The organism is Janthinobacterium sp. BJB304 (assembly GCF_002735765.1).
Lineage (GTDB): Bacteria > Pseudomonadota > Gammaproteobacteria > Burkholderiales > Burkholderiaceae_D > Janthinobacterium.
Window position 1 is genome coordinate 43547 of the sequence record NZ_PDZN01000006.1, and the last position, 24222, is coordinate 67768.

Here is a 24222-nt window from a genome sequence, read left to right on the forward strand (position 1 = left end):
CCTATGGCCGGATCTGCGGCGCCACGCCGTCGTTGCTCACCGTGCCTTCGACATTGCCGAAGTACACATCCAGGTCCTGCTTCGGATGGAAGTTGCGCAGCTTCACTTGCAAGGTGGTGGGGTTGATCTTGGTGAACGTACCGGGAAAGCACAGGCTGACCAGCTCGTCCGGCTTGCCCTTGATCAAATTCATGGTGAAGTCTTCAATGCCATTCTTCCAGGTGTTACCCGTCGTCAAAATGTACGACACCCAGACGGCATTGACGAAGCCGCTTTCGCCCTGCTGGGCCGCCAGCCGGTTCCACGTCTTGTAGAAGGCCTTGTCGCCGCAGTATTTCTTTTCAAAGGTATTGCCATCGCCCAGGTAGGAGGCGCCGGGGCCGGCTGCGACGAACGGCGCATATTGATGACGCACGCGCACGACTTTACCGGCAGGGAATTTCTGCTGCCACAAGTAGATGACTTTCACGGTCCAGGCCGGTACCCACTCCTCGTCGTACAGCTGGGCCAGCAGACCCTCCTTGATCATGATCTTGCTCTGCGCGGCCGTCAGCGGCACCACTTTCTTGTCGAACGGCGTGTGCGAAGGGAAATACGCGATCTGCGCGTCGGACAAGCCCAGCTGGCGCAGGCGGGCCGTCACGTCGGAGCTGCCGAGCTTGGCGACAAACGTGGTTTTATACTCCTTGCGCTTGCCGTCCACGTCGACGGTAAACTGCTGCGGCTGGCCGTAATACGTGGGCGAGCCATGGTAGCCGGAAGAGTATTCGGGCAAGGGGAAGAAGATCGTCTCTTCCACATCCTTGGCCGATTCATTGAGGAATTCATACTCGACCTTGATCAAGTCCGTGCTCACGCTGAGCACTTCCTTTTTCATGGCCACGGCATCCGTCTTGCCGAACAGGATGCCGCCCGCGCTGACGGAGCCGATGCCGTCGTTGGCCACGGCTGGCGCCGAACACGCCAGCGCCAGGGCCGCGGCCAGAACAAGCTTGCGCACGGTCATCACGCCGCCTTGCCCGGTGCGGGTTCGATCCGGCGCTGCAGCACGAAAATCGGTTGTGCCCATTGGGTATCCTTCTTTTTCTTACTGGTGATCAAGGTCAGCTCCGAGGGATCATAGACATCCGTGTTGTGCGTCAACGGCGTCGTCATCAGGTATTGCGCTTCCGTATTTTTCAGGAATTCGCCGACCAATTGAATATTGCGGATATCAAGGTGGGCAAACGGTTCGTCGATGAAGACGAAGCCGCCGGAGCCGTCTTCCGATTTCAGCAAGCCGATCAAGAGCACCAGCGACTTCATGACCTGCTGGCCGCCCGACGCTTCGCCATCGTTCATGCCGATGACGCCCTTGCCGTCGAATTTGAAGCGCACGTGCAAGCCCGCCTGCGACAGCTGCACATCGTCGTTTTCCAGACGCACGGGGTCGGCATGCACTTCGATGCCGGCCAGTTCGCCCAGCTCCTTGATGTTCTTGCTGTAGGTCTTGATGGTGTAGCGCAAGCGCTCCATGTAGGCGCCGCGGGCATTGCCCGTCGCTTCGATGGCGCGGTTGTTCTGGTAGCGGCGCTCGTCCGTTTCCGACTGGCGGCCATGCAGCTGCTCCGACAGGCGATGATGCTGGTCGATGACGGTGGCGTCGAGTTCCCAGTCGTCGCGCGCGAGGCTGTTTTGCAGGCTGGCCACGCGCAAGTCGACCTGGTGCGCATTCTGGTGTTCGGCCACGAGGGCCGCGCGGCGCGCGGGACGGCGCCAGCTTTTCGGCAAGTGGCGCCACGCATGGCGCAAGGCCAGCAAGGCGCGCGCATGCTCGGCGCGCTGTTCAATTTGTTTCTTGTAGCCAAGGCGCGAACCCGCTTCCGCTTCGGACAGGGCCAGGCGTGCGTTTTGCCACACGGTATCGGCACGCGTGCGCGCCACAGTGGCGTTCTTGGTGAGATTTTGCAACTCGCCCAGGCGGCCGCCCACTTCCAGACGCTCTTCCTTCAGCGGCTTCGAATTGCGCAGCGCTTCGGCGAATTCTTCCTGGCGCGCACTGAGTTCCTTGGCCGCATCGACGCCGGCGATGCGCGCTTTCAAGGCGCCCACTTCCGCCGCCAGCTTCGAGATCGCCAGGGTCAAGGTGTCTTCCTGCCCTTCCAGACCCGGCAAGGAGCGCAGCAGCGCTTCCAGGCGGCCGCTGCGGCCAGCCTGGCCGAAACGGTAGCGCGACGCTTCCACAAACAGCGAGCGTCCGCCGCGGCGTTCGCGGTGGTACGCCTCGGGCGTGATCCACTCTTCGTGGTTGCCCAGCTTGAAGCCTGCTTCGACGGAGTCGACGCGTGCAATGCGCGACAGCTGCTCGATCAGCCAGCTGGGCACGGGCGCGGAAAATTTCACCACCGCCAGCAAGCTCTCGTCTTTGGCGACAGGCGCCGTGACCAGGTCCGGCACGATGAAGTGGCGGTAGCGCTCCTTCTCGGCCAGGCGGTAGGCGGCGGCCGCATCCTTGGCCTTGTCGAGCAGCACCACCGAGGCGTAACCGCCCAGTACGCCTTCGACGGCGCCCTGCCAGCGGCTGTCCGTCACTTCGACGATGTCCGACAGCATGGCGTGTGCAATGCCCGCGTCGCGCAGCGCGCGGCGCATGCCGCGTACATTGTCCGGCTCCGGCATGGCCGTCTTGCCTTGCAGCGCGGCAATCGTCGCCTGCTCGCCCGCGATGCGGGCCGACAAGGCGTCGCGCTGCTGGCGCTGCTGCAGCAATTGCGCTTCCTTCTGCTCCAGCTGGGCCGCCACTTCGGCGATGTCGCTGCCCGAATCGGCCGCCAGCTTGTGCAAGCGGTCCTTCTGCTCCAGCAGGCTGTCCAGCGGTTTCAGCTTGGCATTGATCAAGGACAAACGGCTCTGCAAGCCGATCGATTCCTGCTCCAGCAGAGTTTCGTTCATCTGCGCGTCGGACAGGGCCTTCGCCTGCGCCGCCAGCGCATTGCGTTTATCCGTCAGTTGCTGGTCCGCCTGCGCCATCGGTTTGCGCGCATCGCGCAATTGCCGGCTGGCGATGGCCGCCTTTTCGCGCGCCTCGTGGTATTGCAGGCTGGGCAGCACTTCTTCCAGCAGGTTGCGGCGTTCCTTATGTAAACCTTCCCACTGGTGGTAATTGGCCACGCGCAGGCGCAGGCCTTCCAGGTTGGTCTTCGACGCTTCGAGTTCCGTTTCGAAGCGTTTCAGCTCCACTTCCGTATCGCGCTGGTGGCGCTTGGCTTCGTCGTAGGCATCGAGCACTTCCTTGTCGCCGAACACCTGGAACACCAGGTCGAGCAGCTGGCGCGGCGCGTATTCGCACAATTTGTCCGTCTCGCCCTGCTCCAGCGCCAGCACTTTCGACATGGCCGGCGACAGGCCCGCATTGGCCAGGCGCTTGCGGTAGTTTTCCACGCCGAGCCAGTCGTTGGCGTCCGTGATGTCCTCGATCTGCACATTGCCCGGGCGCATCAAATACTGGCGTTTCCAGTCGCCGCCATTCTTCTGGATCTGGCAAAACAGCGTTACTTCATCGTCGCTGAAGAAGCCCGAGCTACGGAACGGCCGGTTCGACAGCTGCTTGCCCACGTTCTTGTTGTCGACCACGGCGCGCAGCCAGGCCGTCTGCTGGCCCGAATGGCGCGCATAGTGTTTATACGTGCGCCCCATCGAGCAGTCGAGGCCGAACAGGGTGCGCAAGGCATCGAGCAAGGTGGTCTTGCCCGAGCCGTTCTGCCCCGCGATGGTGATGATCTTCGCGTCGAGCGGAATATTCTTGATGCGCTGCCAGTAATCCCAGTGCACCAGTTCAAGTGATTTGATATGAAACATGGGCGCTTTCAGTGAGGGAGATCGGACACGGGCTCGTCGCCCGCGTCAGGCAGGTCGCCGATGTCGGCGGACAGGTCGTCTGTCAGGTCGGCGTCAAGCAGTGAATCGCCGCTGACGGCCACCAGGCGCGCGGGCGCCCGCTTGAACACGTCGGCCAGGGCGCCGTTGATGATGCGTTCTTTCAAGACGTCCGTATCCATCATCAGGTCCAGCAGCGGGCCTTCCAGGATGACATCGCCGCGCCGCTCGATGAAGCCCAGCTTGGCCAGGGTGCCCAGATTCATGTCCATGCGCGTCTTCTTGCCCAGCTTGTCGCCGAAGTCCGACAGCAGCGCCTTGTAGGAAATACCGATCGACGCGTCTTCCGCGCGCGGCAGCGGTTTTTCCGTGCCGAACATGTCATTTTGGTCGTCGTCCGCGTGCTGGTGCGTTTCCTGGCGTTCGCGCTTGGGCAGGATGATCTGCGCCCACAGCACCACCAGCAAGGCCACGCCATCGCGCGCCAGACCGAAATTATTGTTTTGCCACACGTCGCGCGCGCCGAAGATCTTCGGCTCGATGGTGCGCGTCAGGGCCAGGGTCACATGGTCGGCATACACGTTGTCGAGCAGCTTCAAGCCGCAGGCCAGCAGGCGCGCATCGATCTCGGCGCGGAACAGCTCGTCGGACAGCACGCGCTTGACGAGCTTGTCGTCGCGGCGCAGGGTTTGATGCGTGAGCAGGCGCGCAATCAGGATTTGGGAATCGTCATTCATCGGCGGTGCCGCTATCTAAATCAAGTGAAACATTCAGTGAAAGCGAGGCGATCGACATGGCCGCCACATGGGGGTCGGACAGTTGGACCATCTCGTCGGTCGGTGTAAAGGTGATCGGCAGACGGGCCAGTTCGGCCGTCGAGCCTTGCAAGCTCGCTTCGGACACGTCGCCGAGCAGCGGCAGCATCGAGGCGCGGTAGGACGCCACGGCAAAGCTGGCCGGCAGCAGCGAATCCTGCACGGGAACCGATTTCGGTCCTTCTTCGCCGATACTGGGGAAATTGCCCAGGCTGGCAAAGTTCGACAGGCGTTCGAGCAAATCATCGAGTTCAAGCTGCATGGCGGGACCGTCGCTGATGGTGGTGGGCGCGTCCTCTCCGCTGGGCAGGCCCGTGTTGATGACGCCTGCCGCCCGTTCGGACAGCAGTTCCGTTTCCGCCACGTCGATCATTTCGGCCGGCGTGGAGAACAGGGGGACGACGGGCTGGTCGATGGCGCCTTCGGCCAGGCTGGCCAGGTCGTCGTGCAGCAAGAGCCAGCGCTTGATGTCGGTGGTCGACAGGCCCGACTGGCCCAGGTGCACGCGCTGGCGCTCGATCTGGTTCAGGGCGCGCGAAAACATGCCTTGCATGTTGAGCAACTTGCTTTGCGCCCGGCCGATCGCCTGCGCCGCCTTGTGCGTGGCGCTGTCCGCGTTTTCATCGGAGGTGATGGCCACGAGAATCTCGGAACCCTTTTCCACCCAGTCGCAAGCCATGTTCCACTTCGCCTGCGCCGTGCGCAGCCGGAATTCGGAGCCGGAAGCGATGGCGTCGGAAAACTCTTCCGTCAAGTCTACCAGGCGGCCCAGCAAATGCTGGAGTTGTTCGACCGATACGCCGCCCACGGCTTGCGCGCCCGCCACCTGCGACAGCAGAAAGCCCATTTCCGCCTCGTCTTCCGTCAGGCCCAGGCCCAGCAAGCTGTCGATGGCGGACAGCACATTGCGCGCCATCGGCGTGACGCGGTACACGCCCTGCTGCGCATCCCAGGCCAGCAGCTGGTTCGAACGCAGGCGCAGCAAGACCGTTTCCAGGCTTTCCGGCAACAGATAAGCAAGCTTGGTGTTGATATCGGCGCGCGTATAGGCGGACGTGGCGGCATCGGACGCCAGCTCGCGCAACACCAGCAGACGCACCAGCACGCCATCGAAACCGCCGTGAAACAGGGCCGTAAACACTTGCAGCAAGGGCTGCGCCCGCTTCAAGTGAAATACTTGCTCGATTTCATCGGCCGAAATATTGGGCTGGAAATGCGCCTGCAAGGAATCGTGATGCTCTTGCTCTGTCTGATTTGCATCCGTAGCCACGGCTGCACTTGCCATTATATCAATCATTCTTTTCCGGATGAGTGTTCAGCGGGCGGCGCGGCGGGCTAACGCAGCGCTGCGGGGCGGGGGCGTCAGTATATCAGTTCTGACATGCAATTTAGCGCGTGGGAGGGGGCGGTGCGGACACGGCGCAACACGACCGGCGCACGGTACCGGGCCAGCATGATGAAATGGGGGGCCAAACATGGCCTGCCTGGCCCCGGACCATTAGTGAACACTTACTTCTTGACGATCTTCTGCAAGGTTTGCTCGACGTAATCGCCGCCGTCCGCGTCGGCGAATGTCACCTTCACGGGATACCATTCCAGCGACGGCGCCAGCCACAGGTCCACTTGCTGGCCCTTCTTGTCCGGCGGCGGCGCCTTGACCAGATGGATGGCGGCGACCTCCCCCATGCCCGTGGCGACCGTCTCTTCCTTGACCACCTTGAAGGTCCACGGCTCGGCATCATGCGCGCCGGCGACGAAGAAGGCCCATTCCGAGCCGGGGACGAATTTCTCGGGCGCGGCGCGCGCCACGCTGGCCAGTTGCCAGACGGCGCTATTGCGGTCCTGTTCGCCGCCTTTCAGCGGATAGGTTTCATCGCCTTCGCCAAAGACGATGGTCTTGCTGTCGCGCTTGAAGGTGGTCGTGACGGCATCCTTGCGGAAGCGCTTTTCCACGAATTGAACGGGCGCCAGGCCGTAATCGTCGACCGCGCCTTCGCTGCGCTGTTCGAGGATCTTGCCGAACAGGGCCGCCTTGGTTTCGGCCAGCAGCGAGTACTTGCCATCGCCCACGCGCCAGTTGCTGAGCGATTCGCCGGACAGCGCAATGCCGCGCTGCCTGGCCTTGATCGAATAGACGAGGTCAGCCGACGGCGCCAGCTTGTACGGGCGCTTGACGACAGGATGGTCCACGGGCTCGTTCGCCGCCATGGCGGGACTCAGGGTGGCGGCCAGCAGGCTGGCGATCAGAACGCGTTTCAAAGTTATTAAAGTAGTCATTTATTTTCCTGTAGCGTCATTGACGCGAATTTGGGTCACGGTTTGCGTGGTCAGCGCCCCGTTCGCTTCGGTATTGCGTATTTGTACCGGATACCATTGCATGGACGGCGCCAGCCAGATATCAAGCTGCGACGAATATGTGCCCGGCTTCGGCGGCCGGCGCAAATGCCAGGTCACCAGGCGGCCCATCTTGGTGTCCAGCTCTTCCTCGCCCACCAGCTGGAAGCGGAACACGGTCGCTTCCTTTTCCTCGCCGACAAGGATGTCGATATTGCCCGCCAGCTGGTTGACGTCGGCGCGGCCGATGGCGGCCAGCTGGAACGGCACGGTCGCCTTGTCCTGCGCCCCCTCCTGCCATGGCACCGTCGCCGTCGTGGCTGAAAACGTGATGGTCTTGGCGTCGCGGTTGAAATGCGTGGCCGTTTGCGCGCGGCCCTTGCGTTTTTCCGTGGCCGTGACGGGCACGATGCCGCTGCCGCCGATCAGGCCCTCGCTGGTCAGCACCAGCAGGTTGATGCGTGTGATCAGCATGCTCAAGCCCACTTCCAGTTTCAGCTGGTACGTGTCGCCCCGGTTTTCCCACGCCATGCCGGCCACGCCCTGCCACTTGGTGCCGTCCGCATCGCGCCGGTCCACGTGCAGGTCGAACTGGGCCGATGCGGGCGCATTCGTCTTGTAGCGCCGCGCCTGCTCGACGGGCGGTGGCGGCGGCGCGGGAGCCGCCGCGGCAGCTTCCGCCACGGCGGGCGCGGGCGCCGTGATGGCTGGCGCGCTGGCCGCCGGTGCCGCGGGCGTCACCGACCCTTCCGGCGCGTCGCTGGCAGGCGCCGTCAACTGGGCCGACTCGCTCGACGGCAGCTCCGTCGGCGGCGGTGGCGGCGGCAAGCGGGGCTCGGGCAAGGGCCGCAGCGTCGGCGGCGGCGCCACCGGCACGGGTTTGGGTGGCTCGGCGATCAATGCCATGCTCACCACCTGCGCATGATCCTGCCCCAGCGGCACCATGCTGGCATGCGAGGTGAGCCATTCCAGCGCCACGTAATGCAGTGCGCCGATGACCGCGACAAAAATGACGGTGCGGCGGCGCGGTGGCGAAAAGAAGGAGTCAGGCATCATAGGCCGTAGTGTAACGCCTTCCCCCCACTTCCTGCTTCTTGCCTGTGCTCAACTCCTGCTGTTTTATGTAAGAAAATGTTGGCGGCTTTGCGTCAGTTGCAAGCTGATATCTGCTACGCTAGGCACATCCACCTACCAGGAGATTTCGCATGGCAAACCCGCAAATGCCCCAAATGCCGGGCGCAGCAGTTGTGACCGACACCCTCGACTTCGTCAAAAACCTGTGGGGCAGCATGAGCGTGCCCGGCATGGGCGTGCCCGGCATCACTGCGCCCACCATGTCGGTGGAAGAGCTGGACAAGAAAATCAATGACTTGAAAGCCGTCGAAGCCTGGCTGAACCTCAATACCAGCATGCTGCGCGGCAGTATCCAGGCATTGGAAGTACAACGCGGCACCATCGCCACCCTGAAATCGATGGGCGCGTCCCTGGCCGCGGCCATCACCCAGCCAGGCGCCAGCGAGAAGTCCGTGTTTGATTCGGTGCCCTACGCTTCCGCGTTTTTCCAGCAAGCGGCACCCGCAGCGCCAGCGCCTGAACCGAAACCGGCGCCTGCACCCGCGCCCGAACCGGCTACGGCGGCGCCCAACGATGCCGGCAGCCAGGCGGCAGCCCAGCTGGCCAATCCAAGTGCCTGGTGGAATTTGTTACAAGATCAGTTCAAGCAGGCCGTGTCGACAGCGATGTCGCCCGATGCGGCCAGTGCGGCAGCGGCCAGTTTTGGCGGTGGAGCCACGGCCAGCAAGTCCGCCAAGCCGGCAGAAGCAGGCATGGCAGCCAAGGCCAAAGCCCCGCTGCGCAAGGCGCCGGCAAAGCGCGCGGCACCCAAGTCCAAGGCGCCAGGCAAATCCTGACGTCGCGGAGAGGCGATGTGATCAGGCGATACGATGAATGCGGATCGCCTCGATCTGATTGTCGGCCTGGCGTTTTACGTCACCGATCGTGATCAGGCCTTCGTCGGCCAGCGCCTTGGCGTGCTCATACGAAGACTGGAATGTTTCCAGCGTGTCTCCCTTGGCGGCCACCGGGCGTACCCAGGCAACGGCGCCGACTTTCATTTTTTTGTATACTTCATTGACCACATCACGCATAGTTTCTTCCTTATTGTTGTAGAGCAACTCAAGCGCAGGCGAACCCACGCTGGCCCCTAGTTTATCATCCGGCACGCTCCCGCACGGCTTTTCCCCCTTTTTCCGGCGCCGGCGGCGCTTTTTCCGCCACCTCGACGGCCTCTTCCGGCCCGGGCGGCGGCGTCAGCTGCACCAGTTGCTCCATCAATTGCGCAAAGCGCTGCTGGCCCGGTGCAATTTTGTCTACATACAACAACACTTCCATCGCCTCGGCCGCCAAGTCCGCCTGGTAGCCGCGCTGCTCCAGGAACGATACGATGATTTGCGCGGAATTGAACAGGATGCGCAGGTTGTTCGGCAGTTTTTCGCGCGCCGCGCGCATCCAGGCCACCGCTTCGTTGAGCTTGTCCGTCTTCCACAGCAGCACGCCCTTGTTCATCAAGTCCGACGCTTCCTTGCGCGAGGCGATGATCAGGCTCGTGCCTTCGTCGCCCATCTTCGCCTTGTCGAAGATCTTTTGCACCTCGTCCTGCACCACCTGGTTGTCGTGGTTGTTCTTCACCACGTAGCACAGCAGGCCGGACGGCGCATCCTTGACGCCGACGGCGAACAGCAGGGTCGCCAGTTCCATGCAGATGCTTTTCTCGGGCCGCGCCGGGTCTTCCAGCAGCATGGCTTCGAGTTCGTCGCCGCACTTGCGCGCGCGCCGGTAATCGCCCGTTTCGTGGTGCACCATGCCTTCCGTGATCTTCGCGCGCAAGCCGATCTGCTCAGGCGAGAATTCGCGCTGCGCCAGCAGCAGCCATTGCAGCGCCTCCTTGGCATCCTTCTTCAGGCCGCACACGCGCGCCAGTCCCAGATAGGCGTCCGGCGTCTTCATGACGGAAAACTCGCCGATGGAAATACACTTGCGAAAAGCCTTTTCCGCCATGCTGACATTGCCGATCTTTAGCGCCGCCAGCCCCAGGTTGCGCTGGCGCGGCACGGAATTGGGCGACAGGCGCGCCGCCTTTTCCAGCACGCCGCACGCTTCCTCGTGCTGGCCCATCAGCTGGTAGGCGACGGCCATCTGGTCGTAGGCGTCGATGTAGTACTTGTTCTCGACGATCACGCCCTGGAAGATCTGGCGCGCCGCCTCGTGCTCGCCGTTATTCATGCGGATCTTGCCCAGGCCTGCCTTGGCCCAGCTGTAATCGCGCTCGGCCAGCACTTTTTCGTACACGGCGCGGGCCTTTTCCGGCTCGCCGCTTTTCAGCAGCAACGACGCCTTCATGCGCAGCAATTCCAGCTCGTGCAGCTTGTTGACTTCGATCTGCGCATCGCACAACTTGGCCGCGCGCAGATAATCCTTTTCCATGCAGGCCTGGTCGATTTCACGGAACACCTGCTTCTTGTGCCACACGCGGTTCAAGCGCGTCAGCAGCACGCCTTCCGTGATCGGTTTGATCAGGTAGGCGTCGGGCTGGTGCTCGGCCGCGCCCATCACCGATTCCACGCTTTTCTCGGCCGACACCATCAGCCACACGCTCGACGGCGCCGTCAGGTTGCGCACGCGCGTCTCTTCCAGCACTTGCTGGCCATTCTTGCCTTCGCCCAGGTTGTAATCGCACAGCACCACGTCGTAGCGCGTCTTGGCCAGCAGCTTCATGGCTTCGCCGCCGCTGGCCGCCTGGTCGATATGGCGCGCGCCCAGGTTGCGCAGCGATTCGCGCAGCAGGATGCGGATGCCGATGAAGTCGTCGACCAGCAGATAATGTTTGTCGGCCCAGTCGGTGCTGCCCGCTTCGGCGGCGGTGGCGTGGCTGTCTGTCGTCATGGCATCCTCGTTCAGGGCAGGCGCAGGATGAAACAGCCGCCGCCTAGGGCGCCGCCATTTTCCAGGGCGATACTGCCGCTGCTGCCTCGGTGCTTGTGCATCTTTGCCACTTCGCTGGAAAAATACAGGCCCAGGCCCGTGCTGTTGGTGGAAAAATTCACGCCGGCGGTCATGCCATCCATGGCCGCGCTGCCCGCGTCGAGCAGCGCCTGGGTATAGCCGTCGCCATTGTCTTCCACGCGCAGCTCGAGCATATCGTCGTGCTCCCGCACCGACAGGCGTATCGTATCCTTCGTGTAGCGGATGGCGTTGTTGATGGCATGCGCGAGCACGCCGATGACCAGGTCTTCATCGAGGGTCCAGATCAGCTCGGGCGGGCAAGCCGTCTGCAGATGGATGCCTTTCGAGGCCAGCAGGATCTTTTCCTGGTCCACCACCTGGTCGATGACCTGGCTCACCAATTGCGGCTGTACGTCGAAGGGGTAGCCGGGCTTGCCCACTTCCTTGTACAGGGCCAGCAGCTGGATCAGGTTATCGTTGAGGCGCTTGGTCTGGTACAGCATCTGCGCCATCTGCAGATAGGCGGGGTCGGCCTGGGGCGTCGGCTTGGCCTGCTCGGCCGCCAGCAGCGACTCCAAAGTGCCGCTGACGACGCTGATCGAATTTTTCATGTCGTGCACGGTCGACGCCAGGAACAGGAATAGCTCGGGCGAGCTGTGTTGATCTTCCACCGGATATCTCCTTGGGCCGCAGCTTGAATATTGCCAAGGATAAATTATACCGCCAGCCTGCGGGCGCCAGCCAGCCGCGCGCAAAGTCCGTGATTTGACGCAACAATGCCGCCCCGCTTGCGCAGGGGCGGCATCAGCTTGACAAGCGGGCAAGATCAGCGGCGCGCGCCCGCCAGGCGTTTGACCACGACGATCATGCGGTCGATTTCCTCATACGTGTTGTAGAAGGCGAACGAGGGCCGCACGGTCGCTTCCACGCCGAAGCGGCGCAAAATCGGCTGGGCGCAGTGGTGGCCCGAGCGCACGGCGATGCCCTCGTCGTTCAGGGCGCGCCCCACTTCCGCCGGCTCGTAGCCGGCCAGCACGAACGACGCCACGCTGGCCTTGTCCAGCGCCGTGCCGATCAGGCGCACGCCGGGAATCGCTTGCAGCTGGTGCGTCGCGTATTCCAGCAGCGCGTGCTCGTAGGCGGCGATGTTTTCCAGGCCGATGCGCTGCACGTAATCGATGGCCGCGCCCAGACCGACGGCATCGGCGATATTGCCCGTGCCCGCCTCGAAACGGTTCGGCACGCCCTGGTAGACGGTGCGCTCGAACGTGACGTCGGCGATCATGTTGCCGCCGCCCTGCCATGGCGGCAACTGCTCGAGCAAGTCCGCCTTGCCATACACGGCGCCGATGCCCGTCGGGCCGAACACTTTATGCCCCGAAAATACATAGAAATCGGCGCCCAGCGCCTGCACGTCCACGCGCAAATGCGACACGGCTTGCGCCCCGTCGACCAGCACGCGCACGCCGGCCGCATGCGCGAGCGCGATGATCTGCGCCACCGGCGTGACCGTCCCCAGCGCATTCGACACCTGCGTCACGGACACCAGCTTGGTGCGCCCGTTGAGCAGCTTGCGGAATTCATCGAGGAGGATCTGGCCGCTGTCGTCGACGGGAATCACGCGCAGGGTAGCGCCCTTTTCCGCCGCCAGCTGCTGCCACGGCACGATGTTGGCGTGGTGCTCGAGCTGCGAGACGATGATCTCGTCGCCGCTGCCGATGTACTTGCGCCCGAACGTGTTGGCGATCAGATTGATGCCTTCCGTGGCGCCGCGCACGAAGATGATTTCATTGGCCGAGGCGGCGCCCAGAAAACTCGCCACCTTGGCGCGCGCCGCTTCATAGGCATCACTGGCGCGCGCCGCCAGCGCGTGCGCCGCGCGGTGGATGTTCGAATTCTCGTGCGCATAGAAATACGACACGCGGTCGATCACCGACTGCGGCTTGTGCGTAGTGGCCGCATTGTCGAACCAGGCCAGCGGCTTGCCGTTGACCCGTTCGGCCAGTACGGGAAAGTCGCGCCGCACGGCGTGCACGTCGAATGGCGCGGGGGTTTGGCCATGCCCTTGCGGCCGCGCAGGCAGCTCGGTCTGGAAATAGAACGCGGGCTGGCTGTCAGATGGCGATATGGGCAGCTGGCGCGCGGGCGTCCGCTGCGGCGTGGCAAACGCGTCGGGCGCGGCCTGTCCCAGTCCCTGGCCCGCCAGCCCGTCGAGATTATGGTTCGAGGCGGGATAGCCATGCGCGCCGCCGACAAAATAGTAGGGCGACGGCGCACCGAGGCTGGACGCGCGCGGCGTGGGTACCGATGCCGGCGCCGGCGCGATCGGTGCTTCCAGTGGCGCCGTCACGGGCGGCACTTGCGCCGTCGCCACACCGGGGGCGATGGCGGCAAACGACGGGCCGGGCTGGGGCGGCGGACGGTTCACATAACGGGGCGCCGCATCGAGCACGCTGCCGGAACCGCCAAGGCTGGGCGACTTGTCAAGCGCAGGCGCGAGGCCAGGCAAGCGCGCGAAAAACTCGCCGGCCAGGCGGTTCAGGGTCGCTTCGTCAGGCAGAAACGGGACGGCAGGCAAGCCCGCCGCGCCATCACTTGTAGGTGTCTGGGTAGTCATGGTATTTACCGATCTCCACGTCTTCCAGTACGGCCAGCGCATCGTCGGTCAGCACAGCCAGCGAGCAATACAGCGAAATCAAATAGGACGAAATCGCGTGGCGGTTGATGCCCATGAAGCGCACGGACAGGCCCGGGCTTTGCTCGCCCGCCAGGCCAGGCTGGAACAGGCCGATCACGCCTTGCCGCTGCTCACCCGCGCGCAGCAAAATGATCTTCGTCTTGCCGTCTTCGATGGGCAGCTTATCGGACGGCACCAGCGGCACGCCGCGCCACGTCAAAAACTGGGAGCCGAACAGGCTGACGGTGGGCGGCGGCACGCCACGGCGCGTACATTCGCGGCCAAAGGCGGCAATGGCCAGCGGGTGCGCCAGGAAAAAGCCCGGCTCCTTCCACACTTTCGTCAGCAGTTCGTCGAGGTCGTCCGGCGTGGGCGCGCCCGTCAGCGTAAAGATGCGCTGGTCGTCATGCACGCTGGCCAGCAGGCCGTAGTCGGGATTGTTGATCAATTCGCTTTCCTGGCGCTCCTTGATCGTCTCGATGGTCAGGCGCAGCTGCTCCTTGATCTGGTCGTGCGGGCTGCTGTACAGGTCCGACACGCGTGTGTGCACGTCGAGCACCGTGCTGACGGCATTGAGAAAATACTCGCGCGGCTGGTCGTCGTAGTCGACGAAGGTTTGCGGCAGTTCCGATTCGTCGCGCTGCGAGCAGGCCACGCGCACGTCCTTCGGATTTTTCACGCGGTTGAGGCGGTAGATACCCGCTTCCACGGGCAGCCATTGCAGCAGGTGCACGAGCCAGCGCGGCGTGATCGTGGATAACTGGGGGATGCTCTTGCTTGCATTGGCCAGCTGGCGCGCGGCGTTGTCGCCCAGCGCAAACTGGCTCTCTGTTGCTACTGTCATGACTACTCCTGATGAGAAAAGTGAATATGCTTATCTGAAAAACAAATAAAGTATCGGACGTCTCCCCTCTTCTCTCAACATGCTATCGCCATCATCGTGACGCTTGATCCACTCGATTTAATCCACCAGTTCCGGTTCGCAGCGCGCCATCAATCCCGCCAGGCCGATGCCCAGCGCGATGGCCAGTTTTTCCACCGTCAGTAGCGATGGCGTGGCGGCGCCCCGTTCGATTTCGCCGATGAACGAGCGGTTCAAGTCGGCCGCTTCGGCCAGGCGCTCCTGCGACCAGCCACGCCCTTCGCGCAACTGGCGCACGGCCAGTCCAAACTGTTTGATCAACATGCTGTCCTCATGGGTGGTGGGCAAAGGCGGGGTGGGATGGCGCCGGCGACTCCGGGGCCTCCTGCTGGTTGTGCGCTTGCGTGACATGGCTGCCGGGCGCCACGCTGCGGGTCAGCCAGACATTGCCGCCGATGACCGAGCCCTGGCCGATGGTCACCCGCCCCAGGATCGTCGCGCCCGCATAAATGACCACGTCGTCCTGCACGATGGGATGGCGCGCCAGTCCCTTTTTCAGCACGCCGTCGGCGCCGGCGGGAAAGCGCTTGGCGCCCAGGGTGACGGCTTGATAAATGCGCACCCGTTCGCCGATGATGGCCGTCTCGCCGATCACCACGCCCGTACCATGATCGATGAAAAAGCTGCTGCCGATGATGGCGCCCGGGTGGATGTCGATGCCCGTCTGCGAATGGGCCACTTCGGCGATGATGCGCGCCACCAGCGGCGCGCCGAGCGCATACAGGGTGTGCGCCAGGCGGTAATGGATGATGGCCAGGATGCCCGGATAGCACAGCAGCACTTCGTCGACGCTGTGCGCGGCCGGGTCGCCATGGAAGGCGGCCGCCACGTCCGTGTCGAGCCGGGCGCGGATGCGCGGCAGCGCGCGGGCGAAGCGCTGCACGATGGCCAGCGCCTGCTGTTCGATGGGCACCGTCTGCTGCAAGCCGTGCTGGCGCGCGTGGTAACTGAGTTCGCGCCGCACCTGTTCGTGCAAGCCCGTGAGCGTCGTGTCGAGCGTGTGGCCGACAAAGAAATCCTCGCTCTCCTGCTGCAGGTCGAGGGGCCCCAGACGCATGGGGAACAGGGCCGCGCACAGGGCTTTGATGATGTCGTGCAGATGCTGGCGCGACGGGAATTCGCGCGCGCCGCATTCCTGGCTGCTGGCCAGCCCTTCGCGCCACTGCGCGCGCACGGCGCGCAATTCATCGACGATCTGATGCAGCTCCCATTGCGGCTGCGCGGCAAGGGAGACGGGGGGAATGGCTCGCTGGTTCATGGTGGTCCCGGGAAGAGGGTTAATCTTGCAGCCACGGCAGCGCATGCCAGCGCCAGCCGCCGCTGTGGCCACGCTGCTGCTGTGCGTCGAGGTCGCCCTCGAAGCCTTGCGCGATATTGAAGACGTGCGTAAAACCCGCCTTGGCGGCCGCTTCGGCCGCCGCGGCCGAGCGCTTGCCGCTGCGGCACAGCAGCACCACGACGGCATCCTTGCCGCCCACCTTCGCTTCGAGCTCGCGGGTAAAACGGGGATTGCGGTTCATGGCCGTGCCGGTGGCCCACGCCACGTGCAGCGAGGCGGGCACGTAGCCGACAAAAGTGCGTTCTTCGTTGGTGCGCACGTCGACCAGCACGGCTTTGCCGGCCTGCACCAGTTGCCACGCATCCTGCGCGCTGACGATGCCCGCATACGGCAAACCCTGCGCCTGCGCCTGGCTGCGCGCGAGATGGAGTACTTCGTCAAACGCCGCCTCGCCGTGCGCGGCGCGGGGATCGAAAATCAGTTCTGCAGCAGCCATCTGTCCACCTCTTTATTCCGTCGTCAAAAACCAGCACGAGTCCACTGTAGCGAACTTATGTTGTTCGGAAAACAAATTAAAAAGAGTTTGGAAAGCTGAAAAACAGATATGGGACTACGCGCAGAGCGTCCGCATATGGGGTCAGACCCTCACGCGCGTTGGCGCCAGGCTTTGCGTCAGCTGTGTTGGGGGTCTGACCCCAGCCCTCGCCTGCTCTGCGCCAACGCTCAACCAGCGCGGCGGCGTTCGCGCAGCAAGAAACGGGCAGGATCCAGTGCGGCGGCCAATTGACTCTCCAGCGGCAACGGCTCCCCCTCCAGCTGGCAAGCCAGCAGCTCGGCCGCCAACGGCGCCCAGATCAGGCCGCGCGAGGCATAACCGAGCAAGCCAAACAGCCCGGGCCAGCGCGGCACGTCGCGCAGGCGCTCGCAGCGGCCCGGTATGCCGGGGTCGGGCAAGGCGCCCGCCAGCGGCAGGCGGTCCGCTGCCATGCAGCGAAAGCCCGTGCGCCCGGCCAGCGGCGCCTCGAACGGGGCCACGTCCAGGATGTCGGCGATCTTCGCGATATTTTCTTCCTGGTTCGATGGGCGCAAGCCGGGGTCCGCGTCCGCATCGTAGCTGGCGCCCACGCACACGACGCCCTGGTACGCCGGCGTCACGTAGGCTTCGCGGCAGACGACGAACGGCAGCGACGGCAAGCTGCCTTCGGCCAGGTGCGTGACCTGGCCGCGCACGGCGTCCAGCGGCAAGCCGGCCGCCTGTTCGAAATCCACGGCCCCCGTGCCCGCCGCCAGGATGACGGTGGGTGCCGCCGCGATCAGGGCACCGTCCGCATCGCGCACCAGCCATTCGCCGTCGCCACGTTCCAGGCGCAGGGCGCTGCTGGAAAAGCGCCGCGTGAGCAAGGCGCCGCAGGCGTCCAGCATGGCCTCGCAGACGGAAGACGGGCGCGCCCAGCCGCCCTGCTCGAACCACCAGGCGCCATCGGGCGCCGGCGCGCCCAGCATGGCGGTTGCCTCAGGCGCTTCCAGCCAGCGGGCGAATTCACGCGGATACAGGCCGCTGGCGGCGATCTGCCGCTGCACCTGCGCATGCGCCCCGTCGCGCGCCAGGTGCAGCACGCCGCTTTGCGCACCCTCGATGGCGGCGCCGATACCGCCCAGGTCTTTCCAGCGCTTCAGCGAGTACAGGTAGGCGGCGCGCACCAGGCGCGTGGCGATATTGTCGTCCTTCGACATCAGCGGCATGAAGATGCCGGCCAGGTTGCCCGACGCTTCGCTCGCAGGCTGCGCGTGGCGTTCGATCAAGGTCACCTTCCAGCCGCGCGCGGCCAGCCGTTCGCAGGCGGCCGCGCCGGCCACGCCCGCGCCGATGACGACGGCGCACCGCTCGGGCGCGGCAACGGCCGCGTACTCGTCGCGCCGCGCATAAAACACGGCGCGCAAACGGCTCTCGTCAAAAACAAAGCCATGCTTTTGCAGCGCCGCGCGCTGCGCCTCGTCCAGGTGCACGGCTTGCAGGTGCGCGCCATCGGCCATCAGGCGCGCCAGCACCGGCGTGGCCGCCGGCACCCAGGCCAGGTGCACTTCATCGACACGCGCCGACAATTGCGCCAGACAGGCATCGGGCTCGCCGATCAGCACATCGAGTGTGACGAGACCATCGTGCGACACCATGCGGTGCAGGCCCGGCACGCAGGGCGGCCACTGTGCGCGCCACTCGTCGGGCAAGTGATGCGCATCGACGGGACGCGGCGCCAGCGCGATGTAATGCAGGCGGCGACCGCCATGCGCGGCGCAGGCGGCGCGCAGGCGGGCACCGTCAAAATCCGTGTCGAGCAGGACCAGGGCGCGGCGCATCAGCGCCCCGCGCGGCAAAAGCAGGCGGGCGCGTGGTCGTTGACCATGCCGATGCCCTGCATGTAGGCGTAGATGATGGTCGAGCCGACGAACTTGAAGCCCCGCTTGAGCAAGTCTTTCGACAGTTTGTCGGACAGGGCCGTCTTGGCGGGAAACTCGCCCGGTTGCCAGCTGTTGACGATGGGCTGGCCGTCGACATACGCCCACAAAAAGCTGTCCAGGGTCTGTCCTTCCGCGCGCAGGCGCAAATAGGCTTGGGCATTCGTGATGGCGGCCGCCACCTTCAGGCGGTTGCGCACGATGCCAGGGTCCGCCAGCAGCTGCGCCACCTTGTCCGGGCCATACGCGGCGATCTTTTCCGCATCCCAGTTATCAAAAGCGGCGCGGTAGGTGTCGCGCTTGTTGAGGATGGTTTCCCAGCTCAGGCCAGCCTGCGCGCCTTCCAGGTTCAGCATCTCGAACAGCCGGCGCTCGTCGTGGCAAGGCACGCCCCATTCCGTGTCGTGATACGCAAGGTAGCGGGGATTGGCCGGATTGGCCCAGGAGCAGCGGATGGTGGTCATGGTCGGGTTCTTCATGTGCGGGCAACCGCCAGTATAGTTTATCGGCCGCGCAGGATGCGCCCCAGCTCCTGCAAGCCGTGCGCCATCTCGGCCGGGGGAATCGCCGCAAAGCCCAGCAGCAGCCCGGGCGGCGTGGCGCATTCGGGCCCCGCCGCCGGGTCGGCATAGTGTCCCAGCGGGCGCAGTTCGATGCCCCGCGCCAGGCCCGCGCGCGACACCGCTTCCTCATCGTGATCGCCGCGAAAATACGCGCACAGTTCCAGGCCGCTGTCGGCCGGGCCGCACGCGAGCTGGTCGCCCAGTTCGTGCGCCAGACCGCGCACCAGCAGATCGCGCCGTTCGGCATTGCTGTCGCGCGTGCGGCGGATATGCCGGCCAAAGTGGCCCTCGGCGATGAAGTCCGCCAGCGCCATCTGCGGCACGATGGCCGTGTGCCGGTCCATCACGGCCTTGGCCTGCACCAGCGCTTCGGCCAGCGCGGGCGGCGCCACCATGTAACCGAGGCGCAGGCCGGGGAACAGCACTTTCGACAGGGTCCCCACGTAGACCACGCAGCCGGTCCGGTCCAGGCTTTGCAGCGACGCCAGCGGCGCGCCCGAGTAGCGGTATTCGCTGTCGTAATCGTCTTCCACCAGCCAGGCTTTATTGTGCGCGGCCCAGGCCAGCAGGGCCAAGCGGCGGGGCAAACTCATGCTCACGCCCAGCGGCATCTGATGCGACGGCGTCACGTAGGCCAGCTTCGCCTGCGGGCAGTGCGCCACGCCGTAGGCCACGTCCAGCCCCTGCGCGTCGACGGGAACAGGGAAGACGCGCGCGCCGGCCGCGCGCAGCGGGCCGCTGGCGCCCCGGTAGCCGGGCGACTCCATCCAGGCGGCGTCGCCGGGCGCCAGCAGGATGGTCGACAGCATGAACAGCGCCTGCTGCGAGCCGGACGTGATGACGATTTGCTGCGGCGTGCACTGGACGCCGCGCGACGCCTTCAGGTACACGCACAGCAGTTCGCGCAGCGGCAGGTAGCCGGCCGGGTCGCCGTAGCCGAACTGGTGGTCGGGACGGCGCCAGCGCCGCGCTTCCAGGCGGTTCCACACGTCAAATGGAAAATGGTCGATGCGCGGCATGCCGACGCGGAAGGCGCGCAGCGGCCCCCGGTGGAACGCCACCTGGCGCATGGCCGTCACCACGCCCTGCCCGCGCGCCGACAGGGGCCGCAGCAGGCCGGGCGTAGCTGCCGGCGGCACAGGCAGCGGCACCTCGCGGCTGACAAAGGTGCCGCGCCCGACGGCGCCATCGAGGTAGCCTTCCGCCGTCAGCAGCGCATACGCATTGAGCACCGTCTGGCGCGACACGGCCAGCAGGCGGCAAAAATCGCGCGTGGGCGGCAGCTGCATGCCGGGGCTCATGCGCCCGTCGAGGACGGCCGCCTTGATGGCCGCGTACAGCTGGCGGAACAGAGGTTCGACGGCGCCGCGCTGCAGCGGCAAGGCGGCGATAAGCTGGTTCAGGTGGGAAGCTGGCATAGTGTGGCTCTCGAATTGGTATCTTCAAGATAGCACTTATTGGCTGTTTTAAATAGCCAAGACTGGCGCTAAGATGGCGTATCCCTCTACTTTTGCGGAGTACCCATGCATCAGTTTTTCGCCACCTTGGCCTGGCAGCGCGACGGCCAGGATTTCGCCGGCCAGCGCTACAGCCGCGGCCATGAATGGCAGTTCGACGGCGGCCTGACGGTACCCGCCTCGTCGTCGCCCCTGTCCGTGCCGCTGCCGATGTCGGTGGCGGAAAACATCGACCCGGAAGAGGCGCTGGTGGCCGCCACGTCGAGCTGCCACATGCTGTTCTTCCTGTCGCTGGCGGCCCAGCGCGGCTACGTCATCGACGATTACCGCGACGATGCCGTCGGCGAACTGGGCAAGAATGCACAAGGCCGCCTGGCCATGACGCGCATCGTGCTGCGTCCGCGCATCGCCTTCGCGGGAACGCCGCCCACGCCAGATGCCTTGGCCGCCCTGCACCACGATGCGCACGAACGCTGCTACATCGCCAATTCGCTGACGGCCGACGTCGTCGTGCAAGGAGCCTGTTAAATGTACACGCCCTCCACCTTCCGCGAAGAGCGCCTCGACGTACTGCATGGCCTGATCGACAGTCACCCGCTGGGCGCGCTGGTGCGCCACGGTGCCGATGGCTTGTGCGCCGACCATCTGCCGTTCGAGATCGCCGCGCCCACGCCCGAGGCGCCGTTCGGCATCCTGCGCGCCCACGTGGCGCGCGCCAACCCGCTCTGGCGCGTGGCGGGCGGGAGCGACGACGCACTGGTGATCTTCCAGGGGCCGCACGCCTACATCACGCCCGCCTGGTATGCGGAAAAGCAGCGCAGCGGCAAGGAGGTGCCCACCTTCAATTACGCGGTGGTGCACGCGCATGGCCCCCTGCGCGCCATCGACGACGCGGCGTGGCTGCTGGGACTGGTGGAGCGGCTGACGGCGCGCCATGAGGCAGATCAAGCCGCGCCGTGGAAGGTGGACGACGCGCCGGCCGGCTATATCGACAAGCTATTGAAAGCCATCGTCGGCATCGAGATTCCCCTCACGCGCCTGGAAGGAAAATGGAAGCTGGGGCAGAACCGCAGCATGCAGGACCAGGCCAGCATGGCGCACGGTCTGGCGCTCGATCATCACCCCGGCCCGGCGCAGGCGCTGGGCGCGCTGATCGCCGCCAACGTCACGCCAGCCAGCTGACGGCCGCCGAAAACGTCAGGAACGACAGCGCCGTCGACACGAGGATGATGCGGGCGATGCGCGTCGTCGCTGTTTCCCGATAATGCGCAAGGCGCGGGGCGCGCCCCGTGACGTTGACTGTCCCCTCACGCCAGCCAGTTGACGGCCGCCGAAAATGTCAGGAACGACAGCGCCGTCGAGACGAGGATGATGCGGGCGATGCGCGTCGTCGCTGTGCTCCCGACGATGCGCAAGGCGCGGGGCGCGCCCCGTGACGTTGACTGTCCCCTCACGCCAGCCAGCTGACGGCCGCCGAAAACGTCAAAAACGACAGCGCCGTCGAGACGAGGATGATGCGGGCGATGCGCGCCGTGTTCGCGCCGAAGCGCTCCGACAGCAGCGCGACGTTGCTGGCGCTGGGCAGGCAGGCCACCAGCACCATGCAGGTCAGTGCGAACGGATCGAGCGGCGCACCGAGCGCGATGGCCGCGCGGCCGATGCCCCACACCAGCAGCGGATGCAGCAGCAGTTTTTTCAGCGCCACGGGCACATATTCTCCCAGCGGCGCCGGGTCGCTCGTGCTCATCTGCGAACGGGCCAGCACGGCGCCGATGGTAAACAGGGCAACGGGAGAGGCGGCATCGGCCAGCAGGCCCACCGTCTGCGTCAAAGGCTCGGGCAAGGCCAGTTCCAGCCACGACGACAGGGCACCGAGCACGATCGCCCACGGCATCGGGTTGCCCGCCATGCCCTTCATGGCGTTGACGACAGCGGCGCGGCTGCCGTGCGCGCCGCCGCTGCCGATGCGCGACAGGGCGATGCACAGCGAGCTGGTAATGAGCATGTCGACGACGATGGTGACGATGACGGGGCCCGAGGAACGGGGTCCGAGCAAGGTCAATAGCAAGGGCACGCCCATGAAGCCCGTGTTCGGGAATGCCGCCACCAGCGCGCCGAAGGCGGCATTGTTCCAGTCGATGCGGTGGCTCAGGGTCATGGCCGTGGTGACGCCCACCATGATCAGGGCGCACAGCAGATAGACGCCGAACACGCTGGCGTCGAGCAGTTGCGCGACGGGCGTGGCGGCGCCGAAGCGGTACAGCATGCACGGCAGCGCGAAGTACAGGACAAAACTGTTCAAGCCGCTGATGGCGGCCAGCGGCAGCAGCGTGCGCCGCACGGCCAGATAGCCGCACAGCACCAGGGCGAAGAAGGGAAAGGTGATGGCAAGGATGGTCAGCATGAAACGCCATTGTAGCGCGCCGCACTGGCCGGCCGGCTGGCGCAAAAAAAGGCCGCTCGCGCGGCCCAAGGAGGTTTCGGAGAAAACGCCGGTGGCAGGCTATGGCTTGAGCTGGGCGCGGATCTCGCCGGCCGGGTAGGCCGCGCTGTGCACGTTCACATACAGGTTGCCGGCCTGGTAGCTCGCATACTGGGGCGGCGTCAGCATGCTGTTCGGCGGCACGGCAAACATGCCTTCGGCGGTTTTCACCAGCGGCACGATGACGGGGCCGTTGGCGCCAGCGGGCGCTTCATGGATATGCGCGACGGTGGCCACCATGCCCGTGTAGCGCACGCCCCCGCTGACGCTGCGGTCGTGCGCGACGCGGATATTGCTGCTGCCGGTGGCCGTGCTGGTATTGGCCGGCACTTCCTGCGCGCCCGTCAGGGTGACGTCATGGCCGCCCGGGTGATGCGGGCCATGGGAACAGGCGCCCAGCAGGGCGGCCAGCGCCAGCACGCTGGCGGCGCGGCGTAGGTGTTGCGGCAATGTGGTCATCGCAGTACTCCTTCAACGGACATCGGATCACGGATGGCGCCATGCCCGCACAGCCGGGTCTGCGCCGCACTTGAGTTGCATGGTGCGACAGTAACGCCATGCCGTGCAATCCGTCTTGCTTTGCGACAAACTTGGCGCGCGCCCGCCACCCGGCCTCAGACCAGATGCCCTTCCGCCACCCAGCCGCGATTGGCTGCTGGCGCCTTCGGCTTGGGCGCGATGCCGCTGCTTTTTTCCGCATCGAGGATGATGTTGCGCATGCTGTCGCTGGCGGCAGGCCCTGGCGCGAACGCGTAATACTCATCATTGATGGGCAAGCCCGTCATGGCGTCGACCAGCACCGGATCGGCGGCCAGGCCCGTGTCGCGGCTGGCGATGACGAGACTGGCGCCTTCGGGCGCGAAGTTTTCATTGCCCCAGGCGATAAACGCCAGCAAGACGGGCTTGAAGGCGCGCCCGGACTTGGTCAGCACATAGTCGTAGCGGGGCGGCTTGGCGCAATACAGGCGGCGCGTCATCAAGCCCCCTTCCACCAGGTCGGCCAGGCGGCGCGTCAGGATGGTGGGCGCGATCTTGAGGCTTTTTTCAAATTCGTCGAAGCGCGTCTTGCCATAAAACGCTTCGCGCAGGATGAGGATGCTCCACCATTCGCCGACCTTGCCCAGGCTGCGCGCAATCGGGCAAGGCAAATTATTAAAGTTGGTATGTTTCATGACCGTCTCCTCACGTTGATCCAACACAACAATTAAAAAAATCTTACGGTTGCCACACGGAAACTTAGTTACTATCGCTTTGCAAGCCGTCTCCCGCCCCGGAGAGGGCTTGAAAATACGCGAAAACTCACACTTTTCTTGCTCCAGTACAATCATGCCCAGTCCAGCTTCTCCCGTCCCGGTGTGCGAAACGGCGTCAGAGAATGTTGT

General features: G+C 64.8%; 24 protein-coding genes. 3 read left to right on the plus strand and 21 right to left on the minus strand.

Translation table 11 applies throughout. The features are described 5' to 3' along the window. Position 1 precedes the first annotated feature (1 nt). From CSQ95_RS08810 to CSQ95_RS08835, 6 genes are all read right to left on the minus strand, one after another. The gene (locus CSQ95_RS08810) at positions 2-1006 is read right to left on the minus strand and encodes a DUF4424 family protein (RefSeq protein WP_180279001.1); all 1005 of its coding nucleotides are present in this window, start codon (positions 1004-1006) and stop codon (positions 2-4) included. Next, a complete protein-coding gene (locus CSQ95_RS08815) occupies positions 1006-3837 on the minus strand; it encodes an ATP-binding protein (protein WP_099409227.1) in 2832 nt (943 codons plus the stop codon). The genes CSQ95_RS08810 and CSQ95_RS08815 overlap by 1 nt, the downstream gene beginning before the upstream one ends. 8 nt (positions 3838-3845) lie before the next feature. Beyond that, positions 3846-4592 carry a hypothetical protein gene (locus CSQ95_RS08820; RefSeq protein ID WP_070292394.1) on the minus strand — a complete coding sequence of 249 codons (747 nt, stop codon included), beginning with the start codon at positions 4590-4592 and terminating at the stop codon, positions 3846-3848. Next, complete coding sequence (locus CSQ95_RS08825) at positions 4585-5955, minus strand: hypothetical protein (protein ID WP_099409228.1); 1371 nt, start codon at positions 5953-5955, stop codon at positions 4585-4587. The genes CSQ95_RS08820 and CSQ95_RS08825 overlap by 8 nt, the downstream gene beginning before the upstream one ends. A gap of 224 nt (positions 5956-6179) precedes the next feature. Beyond that, positions 6180-6947, minus strand: a complete 768-nt coding sequence (locus CSQ95_RS08830; protein ID WP_099409229.1) for a DUF3108 domain-containing protein — start codon at positions 6945-6947, stop codon at positions 6180-6182. Next, positions 6948-8060, minus strand: coding sequence for a DUF3108 domain-containing protein (locus CSQ95_RS08835; RefSeq protein ID WP_257217997.1), 1113 nt, complete (start codon positions 8058-8060; stop codon positions 6948-6950). A 149-nt stretch (positions 8061-8209) separates the two neighbouring features. Here CSQ95_RS08835 and CSQ95_RS08840 point away from each other — a divergent pair, with 149 nt between their 5' ends. Continuing rightward, positions 8210-8914 carry a PhaM family polyhydroxyalkanoate granule multifunctional regulatory protein gene (locus tag CSQ95_RS08840; RefSeq protein WP_099409230.1) on the plus strand — a complete coding sequence of 235 codons (705 nt, stop codon included), beginning with the start codon at positions 8210-8212 and terminating at the stop codon, positions 8912-8914. Between the two features lie 21 nt (positions 8915-8935). Here CSQ95_RS08840 and CSQ95_RS08845 read toward each other — a convergent pair whose 3' ends face one another. The 11 genes from CSQ95_RS08845 to CSQ95_RS08895 all read right to left on the minus strand — a co-directional run bounded on the left by CSQ95_RS08845 (position 8936) and on the right by CSQ95_RS08895 (position 20319). After that, positions 8936-9199 carry a hypothetical protein gene (locus tag CSQ95_RS08845; RefSeq protein WP_230492232.1) on the minus strand — a complete coding sequence of 88 codons (264 nt, stop codon included), beginning with the start codon at positions 9197-9199 and terminating at the stop codon, positions 8936-8938. 16 nt (positions 9200-9215) lie between these two features. Next, positions 9216-10946: a tetratricopeptide repeat-containing response regulator gene (locus CSQ95_RS08850; RefSeq protein WP_099409231.1), complete on the minus strand. Its 1731-nt coding sequence runs from the start codon at positions 10944-10946 to the stop codon at positions 9216-9218. Between the two features lie 11 nt (positions 10947-10957). Beyond that, entirely contained in the window at positions 10958-11677 is a 720-nt protein-coding gene (locus CSQ95_RS08855; protein ID WP_070221596.1) for a sensor histidine kinase KdpD, read from the minus strand. Positions 11678-11832: 155 nt separating this feature from the next. Then, a complete protein-coding gene (locus CSQ95_RS08860) occupies positions 11833-13623 on the minus strand; it encodes a family 2A encapsulin nanocompartment cargo protein cysteine desulfurase (RefSeq protein ID WP_070312557.1) in 1791 nt (596 codons plus the stop codon). Further along, positions 13598-14527: a family 2A encapsulin nanocompartment shell protein gene (locus CSQ95_RS08865; RefSeq protein ID WP_070292389.1), complete on the minus strand. Its 930-nt coding sequence runs from the start codon at positions 14525-14527 to the stop codon at positions 13598-13600. Before CSQ95_RS08865 ends, CSQ95_RS08860 begins: the two co-directional genes overlap by 26 nt. A 117-nt stretch (positions 14528-14644) precedes the next feature. Next, positions 14645-14869 carry a helix-turn-helix domain-containing protein gene (locus CSQ95_RS08870; protein WP_070221599.1) on the minus strand — a complete coding sequence of 75 codons (225 nt, stop codon included), beginning with the start codon at positions 14867-14869 and terminating at the stop codon, positions 14645-14647. A gap of 7 nt (positions 14870-14876) precedes the next feature. Next, positions 14877-15863 (minus strand): serine O-acetyltransferase EpsC, encoded by a 987-nt coding sequence (epsC, locus tag CSQ95_RS08875; RefSeq protein WP_099409232.1) that lies wholly within the window; start codon positions 15861-15863, stop codon positions 14877-14879. A gap of 19 nt (positions 15864-15882) precedes the next feature. Further along, complete coding sequence (locus CSQ95_RS08880) at positions 15883-16380, minus strand: rhodanese-like domain-containing protein (RefSeq protein WP_083287303.1); 498 nt, start codon at positions 16378-16380, stop codon at positions 15883-15885. A gap of 227 nt (positions 16381-16607) precedes the next feature. Next, positions 16608-18239, minus strand: coding sequence for an FAD-dependent 5-carboxymethylaminomethyl-2-thiouridine(34) oxidoreductase MnmC (mnmC, locus tag CSQ95_RS08885; protein ID WP_099409336.1), 1632 nt, complete (start codon positions 18237-18239; stop codon positions 16608-16610). Then, entirely contained in the window at positions 18239-18802 is a 564-nt protein-coding gene (locus CSQ95_RS08890) for a DNA-3-methyladenine glycosylase I (protein WP_070221601.1), read from the minus strand. The genes mnmC and CSQ95_RS08890 overlap by 1 nt, the downstream gene beginning before the upstream one ends. A gap of 38 nt (positions 18803-18840) precedes the next feature. Next, positions 18841-20319, minus strand: coding sequence for a PLP-dependent aminotransferase family protein (locus tag CSQ95_RS08895; protein ID WP_099409233.1), 1479 nt, complete (start codon positions 20317-20319; stop codon positions 18841-18843). A 105-nt stretch (positions 20320-20424) separates the two neighbouring features. Between CSQ95_RS08895 and CSQ95_RS08900 the strand changes: the two genes are divergently transcribed. Then, the gene (locus tag CSQ95_RS08900; protein WP_099409234.1) at positions 20425-20886 is read left to right on the plus strand and encodes an OsmC family protein; all 462 of its coding nucleotides are present in this window, start codon (positions 20425-20427) and stop codon (positions 20884-20886) included. Beyond that, positions 20887-21540: an FMN-binding negative transcriptional regulator gene (locus tag CSQ95_RS08905; RefSeq protein WP_099409235.1), complete on the plus strand. Its 654-nt coding sequence runs from the start codon at positions 20887-20889 to the stop codon at positions 21538-21540. Between the two features lie 125 nt (positions 21541-21665). Here the strand turns inward: CSQ95_RS08905 and CSQ95_RS29645 are convergent, their stop codons facing one another. From CSQ95_RS29645 to CSQ95_RS08920, 4 genes are all read right to left on the minus strand, one after another. After that, entirely contained in the window at positions 21666-21812 is a 147-nt protein-coding gene (locus CSQ95_RS29645) for a hypothetical protein (RefSeq protein ID WP_180279002.1), read from the minus strand. Then, the gene (locus tag CSQ95_RS08910; protein WP_099409337.1) at positions 21809-22762 is read right to left on the minus strand and encodes an AEC family transporter; all 954 of its coding nucleotides are present in this window, start codon (positions 22760-22762) and stop codon (positions 21809-21811) included. The genes CSQ95_RS29645 and CSQ95_RS08910 overlap by 4 nt, the downstream gene beginning before the upstream one ends. A gap of 99 nt (positions 22763-22861) precedes the next feature. Beyond that, positions 22862-23299, minus strand: coding sequence for a CHRD domain-containing protein (locus CSQ95_RS08915; protein WP_099409236.1), 438 nt, complete (start codon positions 23297-23299; stop codon positions 22862-22864). A gap of 155 nt (positions 23300-23454) precedes the next feature. Then, positions 23455-24012, minus strand: a complete 558-nt coding sequence (locus CSQ95_RS08920) for a helix-turn-helix domain-containing protein (RefSeq protein WP_099409237.1) — start codon at positions 24010-24012, stop codon at positions 23455-23457. Positions 24013-24222 lie beyond the last annotated feature (210 nt).

Bases quoted from the DNA above. Each gene is read 5' to 3' on its own strand.
- CSQ95_RS08810 (WP_180279001.1), bottom strand. From the start codon at position 1,006: ATGACCGTGCGCAAGCTTGTTCTGGCCGCGGCCCTGGCGCTGGCGTGT.
- CSQ95_RS08815 (WP_099409227.1), bottom strand. From the start codon at position 3,837: ATGTTTCATATCAAATCACTTGAACTGGTGCACTGGGATTACTGGCAG.
- CSQ95_RS08820 (WP_070292394.1), bottom strand. From the start codon at position 4,592: ATGAATGACGATTCCCAAATCCTGATTGCGCGCCTGCTCACGCATCAA.
- CSQ95_RS08825 (WP_099409228.1), bottom strand. From the start codon at position 5,955: ATGGCAAGTGCAGCCGTGGCTACGGATGCAAATCAGACAGAGCAAGAG.
- CSQ95_RS08830 (WP_099409229.1), bottom strand. From the start codon at position 6,947: ATGACTACTTTAATAACTTTGAAACGCGTTCTGATCGCCAGCCTGCTG.
- CSQ95_RS08835 (WP_257217997.1), bottom strand. From the start codon at position 8,060: ATGATGCCTGACTCCTTCTTTTCGCCACCGCGCCGCCGCACCGTCATT.
- CSQ95_RS08840 (WP_099409230.1), top strand. From the start codon at position 8,210: ATGGCAAACCCGCAAATGCCCCAAATGCCGGGCGCAGCAGTTGTGACC.
- CSQ95_RS08850 (WP_099409231.1), bottom strand. From the start codon at position 10,946: ATGACGACAGACAGCCACGCCACCGCCGCCGAAGCGGGCAGCACCGAC.
- CSQ95_RS08860 (WP_070312557.1), bottom strand. From the start codon at position 13,623: ATGACTACCCAGACACCTACAAGTGATGGCGCGGCGGGCTTGCCTGCC.
- CSQ95_RS08865 (WP_070292389.1), bottom strand. From the start codon at position 14,527: ATGACAGTAGCAACAGAGAGCCAGTTTGCGCTGGGCGACAACGCCGCG.
- CSQ95_RS08870 (WP_070221599.1), bottom strand. From the start codon at position 14,869: ATGTTGATCAAACAGTTTGGACTGGCCGTGCGCCAGTTGCGCGAAGGG.
- epsC (WP_099409232.1), bottom strand. From the start codon at position 15,863: ATGAACCAGCGAGCCATTCCCCCCGTCTCCCTTGCCGCGCAGCCGCAA.
- CSQ95_RS08880 (WP_083287303.1), bottom strand. From the start codon at position 16,380: ATGGCTGCTGCAGAACTGATTTTCGATCCCCGCGCCGCGCACGGCGAG.
- mnmC (WP_099409336.1), bottom strand. From the start codon at position 18,239: ATGCGCCGCGCCCTGGTCCTGCTCGACACGGATTTTGACGGTGCCCGC.
- CSQ95_RS08890 (WP_070221601.1), bottom strand. From the start codon at position 18,802: ATGACCACCATCCGCTGCTCCTGGGCCAATCCGGCCAATCCCCGCTAC.
- CSQ95_RS08895 (WP_099409233.1), bottom strand. From the start codon at position 20,319: ATGCCAGCTTCCCACCTGAACCAGCTTATCGCCGCCTTGCCGCTGCAG.
- CSQ95_RS08900 (WP_099409234.1), top strand. From the start codon at position 20,425: ATGCATCAGTTTTTCGCCACCTTGGCCTGGCAGCGCGACGGCCAGGAT.
- CSQ95_RS08905 (WP_099409235.1), top strand. From the start codon at position 20,887: ATGTACACGCCCTCCACCTTCCGCGAAGAGCGCCTCGACGTACTGCAT.
- CSQ95_RS08910 (WP_099409337.1), bottom strand. From the start codon at position 22,762: ATGCTGACCATCCTTGCCATCACCTTTCCCTTCTTCGCCCTGGTGCTG.
- CSQ95_RS08915 (WP_099409236.1), bottom strand. From the start codon at position 23,299: ATGACCACATTGCCGCAACACCTACGCCGCGCCGCCAGCGTGCTGGCG.
- CSQ95_RS08920 (WP_099409237.1), bottom strand. From the start codon at position 24,012: ATGAAACATACCAACTTTAATAATTTGCCTTGCCCGATTGCGCGCAGC.